The sequence below is a fragment of the Cellulomonas humilata genome, assembly GCF_030814415.1.
GTDB classification, from domain to species: Bacteria; Actinomycetota; Actinomycetes; order Actinomycetales; family Cellulomonadaceae; genus Cellulomonas; species Cellulomonas humilata_A.
Genome location: NZ_JAUSVB010000003.1, coordinates 15995 through 34813, shown reverse-complemented (window position 1 = coordinate 34813; position 18819 = coordinate 15995). Strand labels below are relative to the sequence as shown.

The window sequence follows — 18819 nt, the reverse complement described above, 5'->3', positions numbered from 1 at the left end:
ACCGTGAGAAGCCGGAGCAGGGCCTCCGACCTCATCCACTACGGCGATCTCCAGGGCTCCTGTCCGGATCCATGCCGCTTGTACCACTCGTCATGTCGCTGGTACACCGTTCCTGTCGACGATACGGAGGACGGGGTTCTGCACCGCCAGCCCCACAACCGCCCGTTCGAGGCACGGATCGGCTCCGCGACCGAGAGATCTCGCCGCGGCAAGCCACTCAAGTGCAAAAGCAGCACGCGTCACGCGGGGCCGGTCAAACCGGTAGGTGAATCCATATGGGGGCAGGGCACCAGTCGACGTCAACGCTGGCCTCGCCTGTGCAGGTCTGCCTCCTGGGACGCTTCGAGATCCTCAAGCACGGAGCGCCAATACCACTGCGGCCCGGGGGAAAGGTGGAGCAGCTGGTCGGCGCCCTCGCCATACATCGCAATGCCGGCGTCCGCCGTGAGGAACTCATGGAAGGCGTCTGGCCAGATAGGGACGGCGACCAGGCCGGGAACTCGCTGAACAACCTCGCCCACTGGCTCAAGCAACAGCTGTGCGACGCGCTCGGCGGAAAGTCACCGGTGCACCACTACGGCGGTCGCTACTTCCTCGCCCTCGGCGAGGACCTGGCGGTGGACACCATGGAATTCGACCGACTGGGCGAGCTGGGCAGCCGCCACTCCCTTGAGGGCGATTTCGAGACCGCCGTACGCCTGTACGACGAGGCACTCCAACTCTATGTCGGTGACCTGACTTCCGGGTCCGACATCCTGTTCCTCCTCGAGCGGGAGCGGCTCCGGGGTCGCTACCTCTCGATCATGGCGACCCTCGCGGAGCGCTGCTACGCCCTCGGCGACTACGAGCAGTCGCTCCAGCACGCGCTCGCCCTGGTGTACGCCGATCCGTGCCGGGAGGACGCGCACCGGATGATCATGCGCTGCTACGTCCGCAACGGCCAACGCTCGCAGGCGCTCCGGCACTTCGCGCTGTGCCGCGACATCCTCCACCGCGAGTTCGGCGCCGTTCCAGAAGTCGCCACCCTCGCCTTGTTCGAGGCGGTCCGGACGAATCCCGCGACCGTGTGACGACGGGTAGCAGCGGCTCCTGACCCGGAACTGACCCAACTCTGCGTCGAGCTGAGACTCCTGGCGGATCCGGTCTTGGTCCTCTCGTGAGACGCCGGCGGTAGACCGGTCTCATACCCGGAGGAGGCGCGGATGACTGAGGGATCGGATGACAAGCTCACTGCAGCGAGGCACCTGGCCGCGATCCTGAGCATCGACCTGCGGCCGAGCGGCAAGCTCGAGGGCACGATCCGCGACGCCGCACACCACTACCGGTTCTCCGGTCTGACCGGCCTTCCGGCTGCCGTCCTGCGCTGGTTGACCGAGGAGATCGGACGCCCGATCGAGAGTGACGTCGACGTGGTGCGCCACGACGACACCGGCCCCACCCCTTCACGCCCTGACGACGAGCAGCCATGTCCGTGGCCGTGATCCCTTCGCACGTTCGCCGCGACGGCACGCAGCTGCTCGCGCAGCCCGGACCGCCCCGGAGCCCGAGACTCGGCCCACGGGCGGACCTCGATGCGAACGCGAGCGCGCCGGTCTGGCCGTGCCAGGACCTCGCCCTCACCGATCCCTCGCAGGCCGAGCCCGCCGAGGCTACGTGTCGCACGACCAGTAGTCGGAGCCAGAGCGCTCCCGCACTCACGGAGAGGTAATCGCATGGCTTCGCAGCTGCGTCCCCATCGTCTCGATGTCACCGACCGGTACCCCATGGTCGCGTTCACCATCCGCACCGACGATCCGCCCCGTCTGGCCGAGGTGGTCGTCGCAACCGATCCCGAGCTGTTCACGGCGAAGGAGAATCGCACCTCCTCCACCTTCTACTCGAGCCGGGAGCACGGGGTACTGTCCCTCGTCGGCGGTGAGGCCGTCTACGTGCTGCGTCCCGACGTGCTGGTGCGATTCATCCGGGCGGACCGGCTCTACTTCGGCCTCGCGACGGCGACCGCGCCGACCGGTGCCGACTGGCGGGTCGACATCGTCCCGACCGTCGGCAGCCCCTACATCTCCCTGACAGGGCTCACCGACCGAGCGTTGCGTCGGGTGCGGATGTTCCCCGTGCGCGACCGCGCGGCGTACGGCACGAACGGCTCCCCGTTCGTCCTCGGCTGGGCAGGCGACGGCGCCAGGCGTGACGCGGTGCCGGCCTCGGCGCGATCGGGTGCCGAGCAGCGTCCGGACGTCGCGCAGCCGGCAGGCCCGACGACGAGGCTCGCACCGGTGCCGCCGGACGTGCCGTACGACGACGGGTTCGGTCCGCTGCCCCCGCTGCAGCCGTCAGGGGACACCCCTGCCGTCGCGCCCTCTCCTGTGACGGCCGCGCAGGCGGCGTTCGGCGCACCATGGTCACGCGCGTTCGAGATGGACCCCGAGGTCATGGGCATCGAGGAGCCCGTGCTCGACGATGCCGTGACGCCGCCGCAGGCGACAGCACTCGGCGACCGCCCGCGGGCGCTGACCGCGGCAGAGTACCCCGGGGTCAGGGTCATGGCGTCGCCGGCGTACAACGAGGGCCGACGCGGACAGGCGATCGACCGGATCGTCATCCACATCACCGGGGCGCCGCAGTCGCCGCACCTGGGCAGCTGGTTCACGCGCGAGGACGCGAACACGAGCGCGCACTACATGGTGGATCAGAACGGCGACATCCTGCAGTTCGTCCGCGAGCAGGACACGGCCTGGCACGCCCGGGGCGCCAACCGCCGCAGCATCGGTATCGAGCACGTCGCGGTGCAGCAGGGCGGCGCGCGCTACCCCCGCCGCGACGGCACCGTGAGCACCTTCCCCTACACCCCACCCACCGAGGTCGAGTACCGGACCTCGGCCGCCCTCGTTGCGCACCTGTGCCGCAAGTACGGGCTGACCCCCGACCGGACGACCATCGTCGGCCACCGCGAAGCGGACCTCGGGACCGGGCACACATCCTGCCCCGACGGCGCCTGGGACTGGGACCTCTACATGGCGATGGTTGCCGAGTGCTACGCGGCCACGCCCGTGGCACTGGGGGTGGGTCGTGCACTCGATGTCGAGGTCGACCCAGAGACCAGGGGCATCGACGGCCCCGCCTCGAGCGGCGAGATGCCTGCGTCCGCGGCGGTGGTCGACGCGCTGGCCCTGACGGGGAACGAGTACGACCGGGTCTCGCGCATCGCTCCCTCGCTGGCGTTCACCGCAGGCCGCAACGGGACCGCCGTCGACCGCATCGTCGTGCACATCACCGATGCTCCGACGACGAGCAGCACCGTCGGCCACTTCACGCGCCCAGACGCCACCAGCAGCGCCCACTACCTGGTCGGCCAGGACGGCGAGGTGATCCAGTTCGTGTCCGAGGCCGACACCGCGTGGCACGCACGGGGTGTCAACCGCCGGAGCATCGGCATCGAGCACGTCGCGGTGCAGAAGGGCGGCGCCACCTACGGCCGGACGCCCTTCCCTGCCCTGGCGCCGACGGACATTCAGTACCGCGAGTCGGCCGCCCTCGTCGCGCACCTGTGCCAGAAGTACAGCCTGACCCCGGACCGGACGACGATCGTCGGCCACCGCGAGGCCGAGCCCACCACGGATCACTCGCCCTGCCCCGACGGCGCGTGGAGCTGGGACACCTTCCTGCAGCACCTGGCGGCAGCCACGCGCTCGCCGCAGCCCGCGGCGCAGGCCCTGGCCCTCCCGGCCCGCACCCGTCAACGCGTCACGGCCGTCGCCTTGGACGCCGCGACGATCAGCGTCGCGCGGGAGCAGCGGAGCATCACCGCGCCGCAGGTCGAGACCGTGCCGCTGCTGCGCCGCCTGGTGATCGAGAGGGTGCTGGACTCCGTCCCCGCCCTCGCCCCGCTGGTCCGAGCGGCCGCCGCGGCCCAGGCTGCCGGGGTGTCGGTCGGGATCGGCGTGCCCGCCGGGGGCGGCCTGCTCCACGGTGGCGGTCTGGGCAGCGGAGTCGTCCTCGCGCCCGGCGACGTCGTGGGCGTCTACGGGCACGTGGAGGTCGACGCGGGGTTCCTCACCGCGATCGGCGACTCCGTCGAGGTCACGGTGGTGAACGGTGGGGTCGACGCGTTCCGCAGCCTCGGCTACGCCGCCGGCATCTCGGGCGGCGACGGTCTCTCGGGCGGTGCAGCCGCGCTGTTCGACGCCCAGCACCAGTTCCAGGGCGTCAGCCTGCAGGTCGGCGTGGGCGCCGCAGTGTCGCCCTTGGACATCTACACCAGTGTGCAGCGCACCGTCGCCGGGCTTGCTGCTCCCGCCGCGGCAGCGCTCGGCGCGGGCGACGACACCGTCGAGATCAGGTACCGCGCGTTCATCCCGTCACCGCTGATCAAGGGGCCGAACTCGGACTACGACCTCGGACCGATCGCCTCGGGTGAGGACTTCTCGGGAGACGGCCGCAGCTTCAGCTACGACCAGGGAACCAGTCGCGCCGCGATCACCGCGACGCTCACGCTCGACGGGGCAGGCCGCATCTCGGGGCTGACCACGGTGAGCCGGCACTGGGGAGAGTCCAAGGCCTACGACTCGAGCTACACGTACCACGTCGCCGGCAAGCCGGAATGGTGGATGGACAAGCATGCCGGGCTCGAGCCGCTGCGCCGCGCCTCGCTGGCCGCCACTGACGACAACCTCAGCATCTCGCCCGGCGCCTCCAGCCTGCAGCGCAGCATCCTGGCCGTCACCAGCCAGAGCAACGTCGTGTCGATCAAGATGGCCGGAGCGCTGCCGCTGGTCAGCCCGTCGCCCGACATCGACGCCGACGTCTCGATCTACCTCAAACGCGGCCCCGACGGGGGCATCCAGGTGATGGTGGTGGGCGACCACGACGGCTTCCCCTGCCACGAGCTCTACATCAACCGCCGGCAGATCTACACGTACGACCCGGTCGCCGCGGGCAACGACCCGTCCAACCTGTTCCCGCCGACCGACCGGGCGATCAGCACCTCGTGGATCGACGTCCCGCGCAGCGTATCGGCCGGGGCCCACGCACTGGTGCACGGCACGAGCACGCGCGCACGGACGCTCGACGCCGAGGACTGGTCGATCAACTGGAACGACGTGTTCGTGGTGGGACAGCCGACCGACCGGAGCTGCTGGGCCACCGCAGCCGCGATGATCGACGGCTGGCGCCGTCGGCAGTCGGTGTCCATCGACGCGATCGCCCAGTTCGACGCCCTGTCCACCCAGAACGGCCTGCCCCCGGCGAGCGCGGCGAGGTTTGCCGAGGCGATCGGCTTCACCGTCCACCCGAATGCCTGCTACACGCCCGAAGGGTTCCGCGAGATCCTCGAGGCCGACGGCCCGGTATGGGTCGCGGCCAAGGTGCCGGGGCTGCACGCGATCGTGGTCACAGGCATGTACCGCAAGGACGGGCAGTACTTCGTGCGCGTCACCGACCCGTGGGACCGCGTGGTCGGCACGCCGGGTGCCCCCGGGCCGTATGCGGCGACGCACACCAGCGGGAGCCGGTACATCCTGACGTACGACGACTTCGCAGCCGAATTCGAGGCCGCCGGGGACACACAGTTCGCGCAGCTGTTGCACACCGGCGGCACGCACGGTCACACCATCGACCGTGGCAGCGGGACTAGTGCCGGCTACGCCTTCTCACGCGGCCTTGACGCCGCCGCCGCGCCGCCTGCCGACGGCGCACCGCCGGTCGACCGTGGCGAAGCGCACCGGGACTTCGCCGTCTCGCTCGTCCGCCGGGCGTACGAGAAGAACGGCCGGCGGTACGACCTCGCACACCTGTCGGGCTTCGTCGAGCCGTCGAACGCACACGCGGGTGGCGCCGGGATGCCGGCGCTGCCGGGCGAGCGGGTGGTGCTCGACGACTGGCCGTACATCGAGGGGCCGAGCGGCCGCACGCAGGCCGGTGTCGGGATCGACTGGAGGTACCGCAACGGCGCGGTCGGGGAGATCGTGATCGAGCCGCTCGACGGACAGGTTCTGGACGGCTGGGCCGCCGCGGTCCGCGCCGACATCGCACCGGACGTCTCGACGACCGCCCGCTCCAGCGTCAAGGTCCGCGTGACCACGACCTTCTCGCGCACAGGTGAGGAGGACCAGGTCGCCGTCACCGACGTCACGCTCTCCGGTGACGGTCGGCAGTCGACGCTCCACGGAGCAGACGGCACGCCGGAGCTCGCAGCTCCGGCCTGGGGCGGCACGGACGCTGCGCGCGCACCGGCGGCCGGGCAGCCGCAGCTGGTGACGGCATGAATCGGACGCCATGACCAGGTACATCCCGCCGCCGCCGGCCGGGCGTCGGCGGGCGGCGCAGGCCACGACGCTCGCGCGAGACGCGTTCGGGCGCGAGATCGCGACCGTGGACGCCCCCTCCGAGACCGAGCCACCAGTCCTGGGCGGCGACCCGGAGGCGGCGCCACGGCAGCGAGCGACCGACGCGCTGGGGCGGCGCGCGGGCGCGCTGTCCGACGAGATCGACTTCCCGGCCTTCGTCGCGTCGCTGGTCCACGGCACCTTCGACGCCATCGTGGACAGCTCCATCAAGCAGATGGAGAGCTTCGCCGACCTGGTCTCCGCCGTGGCCAAGCCGCTGGACCAGTTCGCGCAAGAGAACGTGACCCTGGGACAGGCGCGTGCCTGGCTCGTCGAGCAGTTCCCCCGAGACGTCACGCTGGTCGAGGCCAGCGGCGAGTACCTGCTGGCCCCGCTGGTGGCGCCCGGCGGAGAGGAGCTGCCTTCACCAGCCTGGCTGGCCGACTTCGGCCAGGAGGGCAACGAATTGTCTGCCGAGCTGCTCGAGGAGACGCTCCTCCCGCAGGCGCGCGACCGGGTCGCTCGCCAGCGCCTGTCGACACTCTCCACGATGGTGCTGCTCGGCATGCAGCGGGTTGTGGTCAAGGACGGCTCGGTGGGCGCGCGGCTGAGATTCCGCGCCGCCGCCGTCGATCGCGCGGCTGTCCAGTACGCGACGTCCAACGATCCGGAGACCGGTGGCTCGACGTGGGTGACGCGCGGGCAGACGGCGGCGATCACCAAGGTGTCGACGGTCGGCATCAACGCGCAGTCGGACAGCGAGCTCAAAGCGGAGCTGTTCGGCGACGTCAAGATCAACTTCGCCTCGGAGACGCTCCCCCTCGACCGCTTCGCCGACGAGGCCCGACGGACGTTGCTCGAACGACACAGCCGCCAGGCCCCCGCACCGCGCGCCGCTGTGCCTGCTCCCCCGGCGGCGTCCGCTGCCCCCGTCACAACCGTTCCCGAGACCACGCCCGGCCCCGGCCTCGCACCGGTTCCACCAATCACCTCCGTCGTCGCCCCGGCACCGACCGGAGGTGGCGCATGAACAGCAGGCGCGGTCTCGGCGAGCTCCTGAGCGAGCTGGCCGACAGCGTGGCGGCCCTCGCCGTCGCCGCCGACACGCCGGTCCGCGTGCGCTCGATCGCGCTGACCATCCCGGTCGACCTGCGTGTGGCGAGCACGGAGACGGGCCTGGAGGTCGTCGCAGACGTGCCCCTGTTCCTGACGCGGACCGCGTTCGACCCCGACCCGGCACGCCTGGGGATCGACTGGCACGCCGTCCCGGTCGTCTCGGAGGCGGCGTCATGACTCGCGACGCGACGCTCCGGCTGGAGGACTTCATCCAGGCCGTGCAGAGCCAGCTCGACAACGCGCAGGCGGCGATGGCGATCAAGGCGCGCAACCTCAACCTGCCGCTGACCTTCGCGATCAAGGACGTCAACCTCGACCTGCGCGCGCACGTCGACTTCGTCGACAGCGAGATCCGCATCCGGCCCGCCGCTGCGGGTGAGAAGGAGACGAGTGTCTTCCATCTGGTCTTCACCGCCATCACACGGCCGGCCATCGAGGAGAACGCGATCAGCTTCTCGACGGATCCCGACGACCAGCCGCTCGACGAGCTCGGCAGCGAGCTGACGACGGACGAGCGCAAGCGGCTCGAGTGGGCGGGCGTGCGCACGGTCAAACAGTTCCAGGAGGCGGAGGAACGCGGCGCGGTGCACACCATCGGGCGGGTGACCAACCTCCCGGTCGACCGGCTGCGTAAGGCGTTGGAGCGTGCTGCGGCCCCGCTGGTGCAGCGCGTCGAGCCGGTACCGCCCGGCGTCGACCGCGGAGCCCTGGAGCCGCCGCTGCTGCGCGTCACCGGGCGCAACCTGATCCGTCACGGCGCACTCCCGCAGGTGAGGATCGGCGACCGACCGGTGTCGGTGCTGAAGTCCGCTCCCGACGAGCTGCTCCTCGCGCCGGACGACGGGCAGTGGGCCGGCGAGCTCTCGCTCCGGTCCGCCCCGACGCTCGCGACCGCGATGAGCTTCGACCTCGAGGCCTTCCGACCTTCACCGCGGCCGGTGTCGGACCCGGGCGACGGCACGTCGGTGGCTCGTGCGACGGGGATCGCACCGGTCCCCGTGGAGGCAGGACGATGACGACCCGCCAGCCGGCCCCGCCCTGGGCGGCACCGGGAGACCGGCAGTACAGCCTGCCGACCAGCCTGCTGGTGAAGCTGGCACTGGGCGAGGCGCCCGAGCACGTCCCTGCCGTCCGGGACGTCGTCCGCGGTGCGCAGACGGCGGCCAGCTCGATCGACGCCGGCGCCATCGACCGGATCATAGGGGAACGGACCGGGGGCTTCCGCGCGGCGAGGCTGTTCGACGCAGCGGGTGGGCCGCACCGGCCGGGCACGGGCCACCTCGGCTACGACAGCGTCGAGCAGACGACGGGCATCGCACGCACGCTCATCCTGCGCGTGCCGTCAGGAACCCGGGTCGGGCTGCTCTGCGAGACCCTGGCGCAGATCCCGCAGGTCGAGAGCGCCAGCCCCAACTACCTCACCGTGACGCCGTTCCGCACCCTCGCGCCCCTGGCTCCACGGACCGAGGACGACGACGGCTGGGCGGCGCGCCGCATGGTGCGGCAGACCGAGGCCCATGCGGTCGAGCCGGGTGACGACGGCGTGGTCGTCGGCATCGTCGACAGCGGGGTCAGCAGACGGCACGCCGAGCTCGCGCACTCGTTGCGCGCCGGCTTCGACACGGTCCGGCTGGAGAGCGCCGATCTCGCACCGGGCATCGGACTGCTCGGCGACCACCGCCGCGACGACGAGAACCCCGAGGACCACTTCGTGGGGCACGGCATGGGGTGTGCCGGGATCATCGCGGCCCAGGGCCACGCGATGCCCCGCGGGCTCGGCGGCTCCTGCCGGATCATCCCGATGCGCGCGCTCGCGGCAGCACGCCTCCCCGGCAGGCCCGCGGCGATCGGCCTGGGCTCGCTCAGCGACCTCGACCTCGCCGTGAAGCTTGCCGTGGACCTCGGCGCCAAGGTCATCAACATGAGCTTCGGCACGGACGACGCTGCGCTGGCGCCCCACAGCCCGAAGCCGCACGCGGACGTGATCGCGTACGCGCTGGAACGCGGGTGCATCCTGATCGCCGCGAGCGGCAACAACGGACGCGAGACGCGCTACTGGCCCGCGGCGTACCCGGGCGTCATCGCGGTCGGCGCTGTCGCCGACGACGGGCTCCCCGCGGCGTTCTCCACCCGCGGCGACCATGTCGCGCTCTGCGCGCCGGGCGAGCACGTGCTCACCACCACCATCGACGACGGATACCAGTACGCGACCGGGACCAGCTTCGCCGCACCGTTCGCCGCCGGGGCGGCCGCGCTGCTGGTGGCGCGCAGCCACCGCCGTGCGAGACCGATCGACGCCGAGACCGTCCGCCGGATCCTCATGCGCACCGCGCAACCGTTCGCGACGGGCGAGCACGGCGGCTGCGGCGCAGGAGTCCTGGATGCCGCCGCGGCGCTCACCGCACTCGACCACGAGCTCGACGGGCCTCCGGGAGACCAGGCCCGAGCCGACGGAGGTGCCGATGACGACTGACGCCATGCCACAACCCGACCACCGAGAGCCACACCCAGCGAGGAGTCCAGAGCCGTGACCACTATCGATCCGACGACCCGTTTCACCGACCTCGCCGAACGCGAGACCCGGGCCCACGACGCGCACGTGAACACCGTCGCACGGCTCAAGCAGGTCAAGACCAAGCGCGCGCTCAGCGATGCGGAGAAGAAGGAACTCCGCCTGTCGGAGTCGGTCATCACCGAGCTGGACACCAGCCGCACCGGTGGACGGAGGCGCGAGGTCTGCGACCCGCTCTTCGTCGCCACCCGAACGCTGCTGAACGTGCAGAAGCTCATCGACCCCGAGCTGCGGACCCAAGAAGACGGCGTACTCCTCTTTCAGCCGTACGTCGACGTCGACAACGTAGAAAGGGCAGTCGCCCGAGCGGCGAAGAAGAAGAAGTCGCCCGCTGTTGCCCCACCCATCATGCTGACCGCCCTGACGCTGGGCCTGCTCATCGTCGACGGCGCCAGCCCGCCCCCGGTGAAGACCGTCGCGCAGCTCGGCAACAAGACCGGCACGGAGGATCCTGGCAGTACTCGGAAGGCCAAGAAGAGCAAGAGCACCAAGAAGACGACGAAGAAGACGGTCTACCCCGAGTGGGAGCACCCGGACGGACCCGCCTTCACCCAGGAGTTCTTCCGTGCTCTCGGCGAAGCCCGCAGTTACAGCGCCCTGGCGGACAAGGTCCTCGTGCTGCTGGCCCAGGAAGGCGATCCCGACGGAGCGGGAGGCGCCACGCCTGCCGTCCGCTGCGATGAGTTCGCTCGGGTCATGCGCAAGCTCGCCAAGGCGAGGGTGGACGGGAACGAGCCCCAGCTGCGCCGCCGCATTAACGAGATGCTCGACAGCGTCCAGAACGTGGGTACCGAGGACCGCATCGCCGAGCGGGACGTCGACCTGCCCGACCTGGACCAGATCCAGGACGAGAACATCATGGAGGAGAACGTCCGGGTGATGGGACCCATGATCATCTCGACGATGTTCGAGGAGCTCAAGGTCTTCCAGGTCGTCGACCGCATCGTGGAGCAGTTCCAGGCCGGCGTGCTCCCGATCGGGCCGGGCGAGGCCGGTCAGCAGTTGTACCGGTACTGGCGCGAGGCCCCGAACCGGATGAGCGAGCAGGAGAGGCGCAACTTCACGGCGATCACGCTCGGCGTCCCCGGCGGTGACCCGAGTGGCATGGTGAACCGGGACTTCAACGACCTGTGGATCCGCTTCGTCTCGTCGGTCTCCTCGTTCATCCGCCAGAACGAGGTGGACTCGCTCCTGCGGTCGGCGACGCCCAGCCCCATCAGTCACCAGCAGGTACGCAAGGCCGCGCGCGACCTCGCCTCCAACCTCTCGCTCCACGGCTACGGCATGGCCCACTACGCCGCGCGTGAGGTGGCGGACCAGGTCACACGCATGATCAAGCTGCTGCAGGATCCCGAGATCCGCGCCTGCTACGGCGCGAAGGACATGTGGCAGGTCGTCGATCAGGTCGCGACCTACGACCTCGGCGGTGCCAAGACCAGCTCGCGCTACCGCACCCTGGCGACGTGCGGCGCCATCATCACCGCGTGGCTGGCCAACAACGTCCACCGGATCAACCGGTCGACCGGCCCTCTGCTCGACATCGACGTGGTCCGCAACCCGCCGGTCGCGTCCGACCACAAGGCGACCAAGAACCCGAACGACTACGACCTGGTCAACGCCTGCGAGCTGTGGCTCGCCGACACCGCCACGCCGGACAGCGAGGTCGAGAAGCTCAGCCAGCAGCCCCGCCAGTCGCCCACGATGACGTCGAAGCCCATCCCTATCCCGGCCATGGCCGCGAGATGCTCGACGACCTCGACCTCGACCTCGGAGTCGGGCTCGCCCACGGGTATGCACCGTCCCGTCCCGCCGGCTTCAACGGCAACGGGCACGCTCGGGCCTACTGACGCCGGAGCACCTTCCAGCCCTCTTGTCACAGGAGACGACATGCCATTCGATCCAGACCAGGAGCCGCTGCTCGGGAAGGTCGAGCGACGGCTCAGGACCGCGGGCCGCTCGCTCGGCACCGCCGATCCCTACGCACCCTCGCGTGACCTGTTCATGCGCACCTTCCAGTACCCAGCCGATGCCTATCGCGACAACGCGCTCATGCCGATGGGGGCGCCGTTCGAACCGAGCTTCTCCGAGTCCCAGCCCGGCACGGTGCGCTTCACCATCGAACCTCTGCCTCCCGAGGCGAGCTCGGTCGACCGGCGTGACGAGTCGACCCGCGAGATGCGCCGCCTGATCCGCGGCTGCATGGGTGGCGACGCCCTCTACTGGTTCGACCATGCCTCCGAGCCGTACCGGGGCTTCGCCCACGGTGGGAAGCTGGACTACGGCGCCTTCTTCGGCTCGAGCTACGACCGCGACGGTCTCTACGCCTCAAAGGTCTTCTACGAGCTTCCGGGCGGGCAGGGCGCGATCGACGACCTGCCGTTCGGCCTGCAACGAGTCGTCCGGGCGGCGTTGGAGCTGGTGCCCGGTCTGCGTCCGCTGTTCACCACGCTCGCCGCACAACGTGACGTCGGCGGGCAGCGGCTCACGTTCGCGAGCACCCAGGCCTTGCGGCTGACCGACCTCCAGCCCGTGATGGACGCGCTGGGCCTGGGCCAACGTCTGCCGGCGATCATGCAGCTCTTCGGCCTCGTGCTCGGAGGGCGGTTCGACCTGCCACCGGACAGCGCCCTGCTGGCCTTCGGCGACGGTCCGGCAGGTCCGGAGGTCGAGATCTACCTGCTGCTGTCGGCGATCCCCGACGTGCCGCCCAGCTTCCTCAGCCTCTTGACGATGGGGCTGGCGGAGAGGCCGAGGGGGCTCGCGGCGCTCGAGCGCTGGATGGGAGCCTTCACCCCCGAGGACGAGCACTGGCCGGGGCGCTTCTCGATCATCAGCCTGCGTACCGACGCCCGCTTCCCGCCGCGCGTCAGTCTCTACCTGCGCCCGATCGAGTTCGAGCTGCCCCAGGCCGCGTTGCCGCTGGCCGTGTGACGCCCCTCCCCCAGTCTCGGAAGGCCACATCATGTCCGTCCCCACCGCCCTCGCACCGCCGCCGGCACAACGACCTACCCTCCCGGTCCCGGACCCGGTCGTGCGGCACGGCGTCGCGCAGATACTCACCCAGGCAGAGGCGTTCCGCGCCCTCCCGCCCGAGGACCAGAAGGAGATCGCCAAGAACACCGCGCTGATCGCGGACTACCTGGCACGGCCGGAAGGCATCCAGGGCAACCGGATACCGCAAGGACTCGCCAACGCGCCGGCACGGGCACTGGCCGACGGCGACGCCTCGGCACCCGAGGCGACCTGGGGTGAGCGCGTGGCTGCGGTCGACGCCGTCGGCGGGGGCCCTTATCAGGCGAACGCAGCGCGGGAAGGCGCCGCGGTCGCCGGCCTGCTCTTGCGCGAGGTCAAGTTCCCCACGTTCGTCGCCGGCCTCATCGAGGGCGTCTTCAGCTCGATCGTCAAGAGCTCGATCGAGCAGATGCGGGCCTACCAGGACATGATCGCGGCGGTCGCCCAGTCGCTGCACCAGTTCATGGACGACCACGTCTCACCGAACCAGGGCCGGGACAACATGGTCGACCAGTTCCCCGACCTCTTCGAGATCGGCACCGACGAGTGGGGCGACAGCGCTGAGCCCCGGCTGAAGCTGCGCGACGGAGTCGACGAGGCCGACGCGCTCCAGCGGGTCAACAACAAGCTCGAGTTCGAGAACGGCTCGCTCAAGAGCCTGGACCTGTCGGACGAGAACGTCGAGAAGGCGCTCGTGGAGAACAGCCGCATCCAGCTCGCACGCCAGCGCCAGCAGCTCATGGCCAGCCTCGTCCTGATGGGGATCAACCGGATCGTCGTCACCGACGGGCGCATCTCGGCGAAGATCATCTACGACGTCCGCTCGCAGGACCGGCTCACGCGGCGACGCAGCGCGACGGCCATGGACGTGGCTCGCGACAAGGACGGCAGGGTCCAGACGACCTACGCGGGCGAGGGCAAATACGACCAGGGCGGCACCACCAGCAGGAGCCGCAGCGACGGCGACTCCCAGTACGACGCCGACTACTTCGCCAAGGGCGAGTACAAGTACGAGAACAAGCCGATCATCACGGCACAGACCTCCGCGTCCGAGACCTCGGACGCGGCGCTGCAGACCAAGATCCAGCTCACCGGCGCAGTCGACGTCAACTTCAAGAGCGACTACCTCCCGCTGGACCGCATGGCGACCCCGCAGATGATCGCCACGATCCAGGGGAACGCCACGCCCGCAGACCCGAACGTCGTGCCGAGCCCCAAGGCGCCGGCACCCGGCACGGCCGCGCCTGGCGCTTCGACCACGGCCGGCACCGTCGCGCCCCCGCCGGGAACCGCTCCCTCGACTCCCACCCAGCCCGCCGGTCAGGGGTGAGCCGGATGGACACCGGCGTCGTCAACCTCCCGCCGCACACGACACTGGCAGCGCCCCCGCCGACCAGCGCGGCCGCCATCGAGGCGGCACGGCCCGAGGTCTTCCAGCTCCTGATGCGCACTCCCGCCTTCCTGAGCCTGCCCGAGGAGGAGCGGCGCAGGATCGCCGGGGACACGGTCCGGGTGCTCTCGTACATGACCGATCCCAACGGCGTGCGCAGCGAGGTGGCGGCGCGCGAGGCCAGCGGTGACCCCTCTCGCTCCGCCGCATCCTCGCTGCCGGCGACCGCACCGATCGCCCGGACGCTTGCGGACGATCCGGTCGAGGCGACCAAGCGCCAGCTCTCGCAGAGTCCTGGCTTCGCCGGAGCGCAGTTCGACGCCGGCGCCGTGCGCGAGGGTGTCGAGCAGTTCGGCGAGCTCGTGCGGAAAGTGGACTTCCCGAAGTTCGTAGGAGGCTTGATCAAAAACGTCTTCCAGGCGATCGTCGAGAGCTCGATCGAGCAGATGCGCGCGTACGGCGAGCTGATCGCCAACGTCGCCAAGACGACCGACCAGTTCATGCGCGACAACATCGGTGAGGCCGCCGGCCGCGACTACCTCGCCGATGCCTATCCCGATGTGCTCGCGGTCGGCACCGACACCACCGCGGACGCCTTCGCGGAGGGGGAGCAAGGTGAGCAGCCGGATCCGCGGATGACGGCCCGCGGCGACAACGCGGCGGTGCGTCTCGCCGAGATCAGCCGCGAGATGAACGTCAATCCCCCGGTCACCGACCTGTCCGACGCCGACGCCGAGCTCCGGCTCGTGACGGCGGCCCGGCTGCAGATGGCGAAGTCACGCCAGCAGCTCCTGTCCTCCATGGTCATGCTGGGCATCAACCGCATCGTCATCACCGACGGCTCGATCAATGCCAAGGTCGTGTTCGACATGCGTGCGAGCGACAAGGCCAAGCGCAATTACACCGCCTCCATGCACGACAGCGAGGCGCAGCGCTACAAGCAGAGCATCAAGGCCGAGTACGGCAGCTGGTACACGCCCTACTCGGCGAGCGCCGCCTTCGAGGGCGAGCAGGAGCACGTCGCCACGGTCGGGTCGGCTGTCGATGAGAGCAGCGAGTCCAGAGCCGAGGTCAAGGCCAAGCTCTCGGGGGACGTCCGCGTGAACTTCAAGAGCGACTACCTGCCACTGGAGAAGATGGCGACACCGGAGATGATGTCGGTCATCCAGGGCAACAGCACGCCCTACAACCCCAACGGGGCGACCACTCCGGCTCGTGGGACGGGATGAGCCATGGCGGCCGCGATCGCTCCCGTCGCCGACGCCCTGCTCGCATTCGCGCTCTCCGCGAGCGAGCGACTGCTGGCGCGCGCGACGGCACCTCACCTCACCGTCGCACTCGACCAGCTGGGCGACATCGACATTCCCGAGCCGGTCGCCCAGCACATCGACGCCGCACAGCTGCGCGCCCTCGCCGCGCTCTACCTCGCCGCCGACATCGAGTCGGCGGGCGTGATCGCGTCGGTCGAGGCGCTGGCAGGCCTCGCCTCCACCGGCTCGATCCGCATCGATCCCGGCGGGGCGCAGCCGCTGCTCGCAGACTGGTGGCGGCGCCGTCACGAGAGGGTCGACGCCGGAGAGCGCTCCGCCTTCTTCTCCCGGCTCTTCGGAACTGCACCGGGCCCCGTGGCAGCAGATGCCGACCCGAACCTCCAGTTCGAGGACCGCATGCTGGAGCTGTGCGAGGCGCTCTACAAGCTCGACGAGATCCCGACCGGTGACCCCTACGGCGGCAGCATGCAGCAGGCGCGGGTGCGCCGGGCCGCACGGGCGTTGACGGAGAACCTCGGCGACGCCGGCGGCGGTATCACCGCGTTCATGGCGGGCGAGATCCTCGCCGCTCTCAAGCAGGCCTTCGCGATCATCGGTCATCCCGACCTGCAGGGGGTCCTCGGGGCGCGCGACGTCTGGGGTGTCGTCTCCGCTGTCGCACGACTCACGCGCCAGCCGGTCAACCCACCTGGGCCCCACGTCAGACGCGGCAAGGCGGGCATGACGGTCATCGCCTGGCTCGCCGAGGTCTCGGACCAGCTCGGCGGCCCCAGCGGTGCCCTGGTCGCGATCGGGCACCCGGTGGTCGGCGCGGCGATCGAGTGGCTCGAGGCGACGCTCGACATCGGCGTGGCCCACGCTCCCGCGGCGCCCGCGCGGCCGCCCTCGCCGACCTCGCCCTGGTCGATGCTGGGGGCCTGATGACCGCGACGGCGCGCGTTCCGTCGGCACCGCCCGTCCGGTCGGCCGGTCCCGTGCCCCGCCAGGACGCGCGCGTCGGCGTGCGCGAGCTGCTCTCGACCGAGCGTGGCTTCGCGGCGCTCGACGACGGCACGAGGCGTGAGCTGGCTGGGGCGCTGGCGCGCATCGGATCGACGGCGCTCGACAACGCCGAGGTGGCGGGGCGACGTCCGCCGACGGTGGTCTCCCGGGGACTGAGCGCGGGGTCGGAGTTCTCCGGCGTCGCCACCGACCGACTTGCCCGGACCACGCGCGACACGCTCGACGCCGTCTCGTTCCCGCGTTTCGTTACCGAGCTGATCACCGGTGTGTTTAAGGCGATGAACGACTCCAACCAGCAACAGCTGACCGCGTTCGTAGACCTGATCCGCAACGTCGCGCAGACGACCGAGGGCTTTGCCGACAGCAACGTCGGCGTCTCCGGTGCTCGACAGTGGTTGGCCGAGCGCTTCCCCAGCAGCTACGTGATCGAGGGCGCCGAGGAGGATGCCGATGCCGACGACCTCACCGGCCTCGACCCCGAGGAGCGGCGGGAGCGCCAGGCGGAGATCCAGGCGGAGCGGGACGCCAGCACCCGGCTGGTTTTGCGCCCCGGTTCCAGCCCACCCAGCGAGGCAGCGCTGCGCACCGCGCTCGGCGTGCCCGAGGGCGACACCATCTCTGCTGGTGACCCGGAAGGGCTGCTGCCACTCGTCCGGCAGGCCTTGGCGCGCAACCGCCAGCAGCTCCTGGCCACCATGGTGCAGATGGGCCTGCAGCGCATCGTCATCGAGAGCGGTCGGCTCAACGCCTCGATGCGGTTCCACATCGACACCAGCAGCGCGGCGCAGAACGACAAGGAATCGCAGTTCGATCTGCGCAACACCGTGGAAGGCGGCGTCGGCGCGAAATTCGGCCCCTGGGGAGTCGAGGCGAAGGTGCAGAACACCATCGGCTACGTCACGACGGACCGCACCAGCACCAGCGAGGAGATGAACACCTCGGTCGACCTCGACAGTGGCGTCGAGCTGGTCTTCCGCACCGACTACGTCCCTCTGGATCGGCTCGCGACCGGTGCGGATGCCGATCGGATCCGGGTTAACACCCTGAACCCCAATGCCGAAGTGGAGACCAGCGCCCGCAGACGGGACGCCCAGACGGCAGCCAGGTCCGCCGAGCGGAAGGCACGCGCTGAGCGGCTTGACAGCGCGCTGCGTCCGCCGACACAGCCCGCCGCTCCCGCGAGGTCCGGCTTGCCCGGCGCAACCGGTAGCGCGGGGGCACCCGGTAGCGCGGGGGCACCCGGTGGCGCGGGTGCACCCGGTGGCGCGGGTGCACCCGGTGCCGGCAGCCGTACAGGCACTGCCGGCGATGTACAGCCCGGTACGGGCACCGGCGGTGCCGGTTCGGGCACCGGGGGCTCCGGCGGCACAGGCACAGGCGGCTCTAGCGGCCGACCGGGAGCCCCGGGAAGCGGCACCACCGGGGGCTCCCCCGCCCCCGGCGGGACAGGCAGCGCACCGGCGCAACCTGGCGGCGGCCGTGACGGCGTAGGCCCGGGCCCTTCCGTCGCCAGCGGCGGGACGAGGACTTGAGCCGGCACGGCCACGCGGCCGGCGCGGACACCGCAAATATTCGGGCTCCCGACCTGGAACTGCCCTTCGACCGCGACGAGAGTCGTGACGAGGAGAGCCCTCCATCCGCCCGACCCATCGGGTCCCGTCTGGAACCGTCTGAGACGGCCAGGAGCGGGAATCGAAAGCGTTGAGAGCCGTCTGAAAACGTTGGCCGAGCCTGCTACCTGCGGGTTTGCTCTCAACCGGTTCGCGCGAATCGCATCGAATCGGGTTCGCCCGTTGACAGGATCAACCAGTCCAAGGTCCCCATCGTCAGCGGCGTCGAAGAGCGCTTCGGAGAGTCGGAACTACGTTGCCGGAGCCGCTGCACAAAATCCCGGAGTAGTGACCCGGTCCCGCCCACGGCGCACGTTGCTGATCCGACTCTCAGCAAAGTTTGACGCGCGCGATAAAAGGCACCTAAGCGGTGGGCGGCGCGGGGAGTACGGTCGGCTCGTGGCACCGCTCGACGCGCACGCCGGCGGCCAGCAGCGGCGGGTGCCGACGAGACGCTTCGTCCCACACCCACCACGGACGGTCCCCCTCATGCTCCCGCACGGCGGCGGCCAGGGCAGCGACGGGA

At 70.5% G+C, this 18819-nt stretch carries 12 protein-coding genes; all 12 read left to right on the top strand.

All coding sequences use genetic code 11. The features are described 5' to 3' along the window. Positions 1–392 precede the first annotated feature (392 nt). Positions 393–1070, top strand: a complete 678-nt coding sequence (locus tag J2X26_RS11210) for an AfsR/SARP family transcriptional regulator (protein ID WP_307492301.1) — start codon at positions 393–395, stop codon at positions 1068–1070. A 132-nt stretch (positions 1071–1202) separates the two neighbouring features. Further along, a complete protein-coding gene (locus J2X26_RS11205; RefSeq protein WP_307492299.1) occupies positions 1203–1481 on the top strand; it encodes a hypothetical protein in 279 nt (92 codons plus the stop codon). A 231-nt stretch (positions 1482–1712) separates the two neighbouring features. Then, the gene (locus J2X26_RS11200; protein ID WP_307492298.1) at positions 1713–6260 is read left to right on the top strand and encodes an N-acetylmuramoyl-L-alanine amidase; all 4548 of its coding nucleotides are present in this window, start codon (positions 1713–1715) and stop codon (positions 6258–6260) included. 10 nt (positions 6261–6270) lie between these two features. Then, positions 6271–7350: a hypothetical protein gene (locus J2X26_RS11195; protein ID WP_307492295.1), complete on the top strand. Its 1080-nt coding sequence runs from the start codon at positions 6271–6273 to the stop codon at positions 7348–7350. Continuing rightward, positions 7347–7613, top strand: a complete 267-nt coding sequence (locus tag J2X26_RS11190) for a hypothetical protein (RefSeq protein ID WP_307492294.1) — start codon at positions 7347–7349, stop codon at positions 7611–7613. Before J2X26_RS11195 ends, J2X26_RS11190 begins: the two co-directional genes overlap by 4 nt. Next, the gene (locus J2X26_RS11185) at positions 7610–8452 is read left to right on the top strand and encodes a hypothetical protein (RefSeq protein WP_307492293.1); all 843 of its coding nucleotides are present in this window, start codon (positions 7610–7612) and stop codon (positions 8450–8452) included. The genes J2X26_RS11190 and J2X26_RS11185 overlap by 4 nt, the downstream gene beginning before the upstream one ends. After that, positions 8449–9909 carry a S8 family peptidase gene (locus J2X26_RS11180; RefSeq protein WP_307492292.1) on the top strand — a complete coding sequence of 487 codons (1461 nt, stop codon included), beginning with the start codon at positions 8449–8451 and terminating at the stop codon, positions 9907–9909. Before J2X26_RS11185 ends, J2X26_RS11180 begins: the two co-directional genes overlap by 4 nt. 54 nt (positions 9910–9963) lie before the next feature. Beyond that, positions 9964–12939, top strand: a complete 2976-nt coding sequence (locus tag J2X26_RS11175) for a hypothetical protein (RefSeq protein WP_307492291.1) — start codon at positions 9964–9966, stop codon at positions 12937–12939. A gap of 31 nt (positions 12940–12970) precedes the next feature. Further along, positions 12971–14350, top strand: a complete 1380-nt coding sequence (locus J2X26_RS11170; protein WP_307492289.1) for a hypothetical protein — start codon at positions 12971–12973, stop codon at positions 14348–14350. Positions 14351–14355: 5 nt separating this feature from the next. Then, positions 14356–15639: a hypothetical protein gene (locus J2X26_RS11165; RefSeq protein ID WP_307492287.1), complete on the top strand. Its 1284-nt coding sequence runs from the start codon at positions 14356–14358 to the stop codon at positions 15637–15639. 3 nt (positions 15640–15642) lie between these two features. Further along, on the top strand, positions 15643–16602 hold the full coding sequence (locus tag J2X26_RS11160; RefSeq protein WP_307492286.1) for a hypothetical protein: 960 nt from the start codon (positions 15643–15645) through the stop codon (positions 16600–16602). Positions 16603–16682: 80 nt separating this feature from the next. Next, positions 16683–18215 (top strand): hypothetical protein, encoded by a 1533-nt coding sequence (locus J2X26_RS11155; protein WP_307492285.1) that lies wholly within the window; start codon positions 16683–16685, stop codon positions 18213–18215. The last annotated feature ends 604 nt before the right edge of the window (positions 18216–18819 follow it).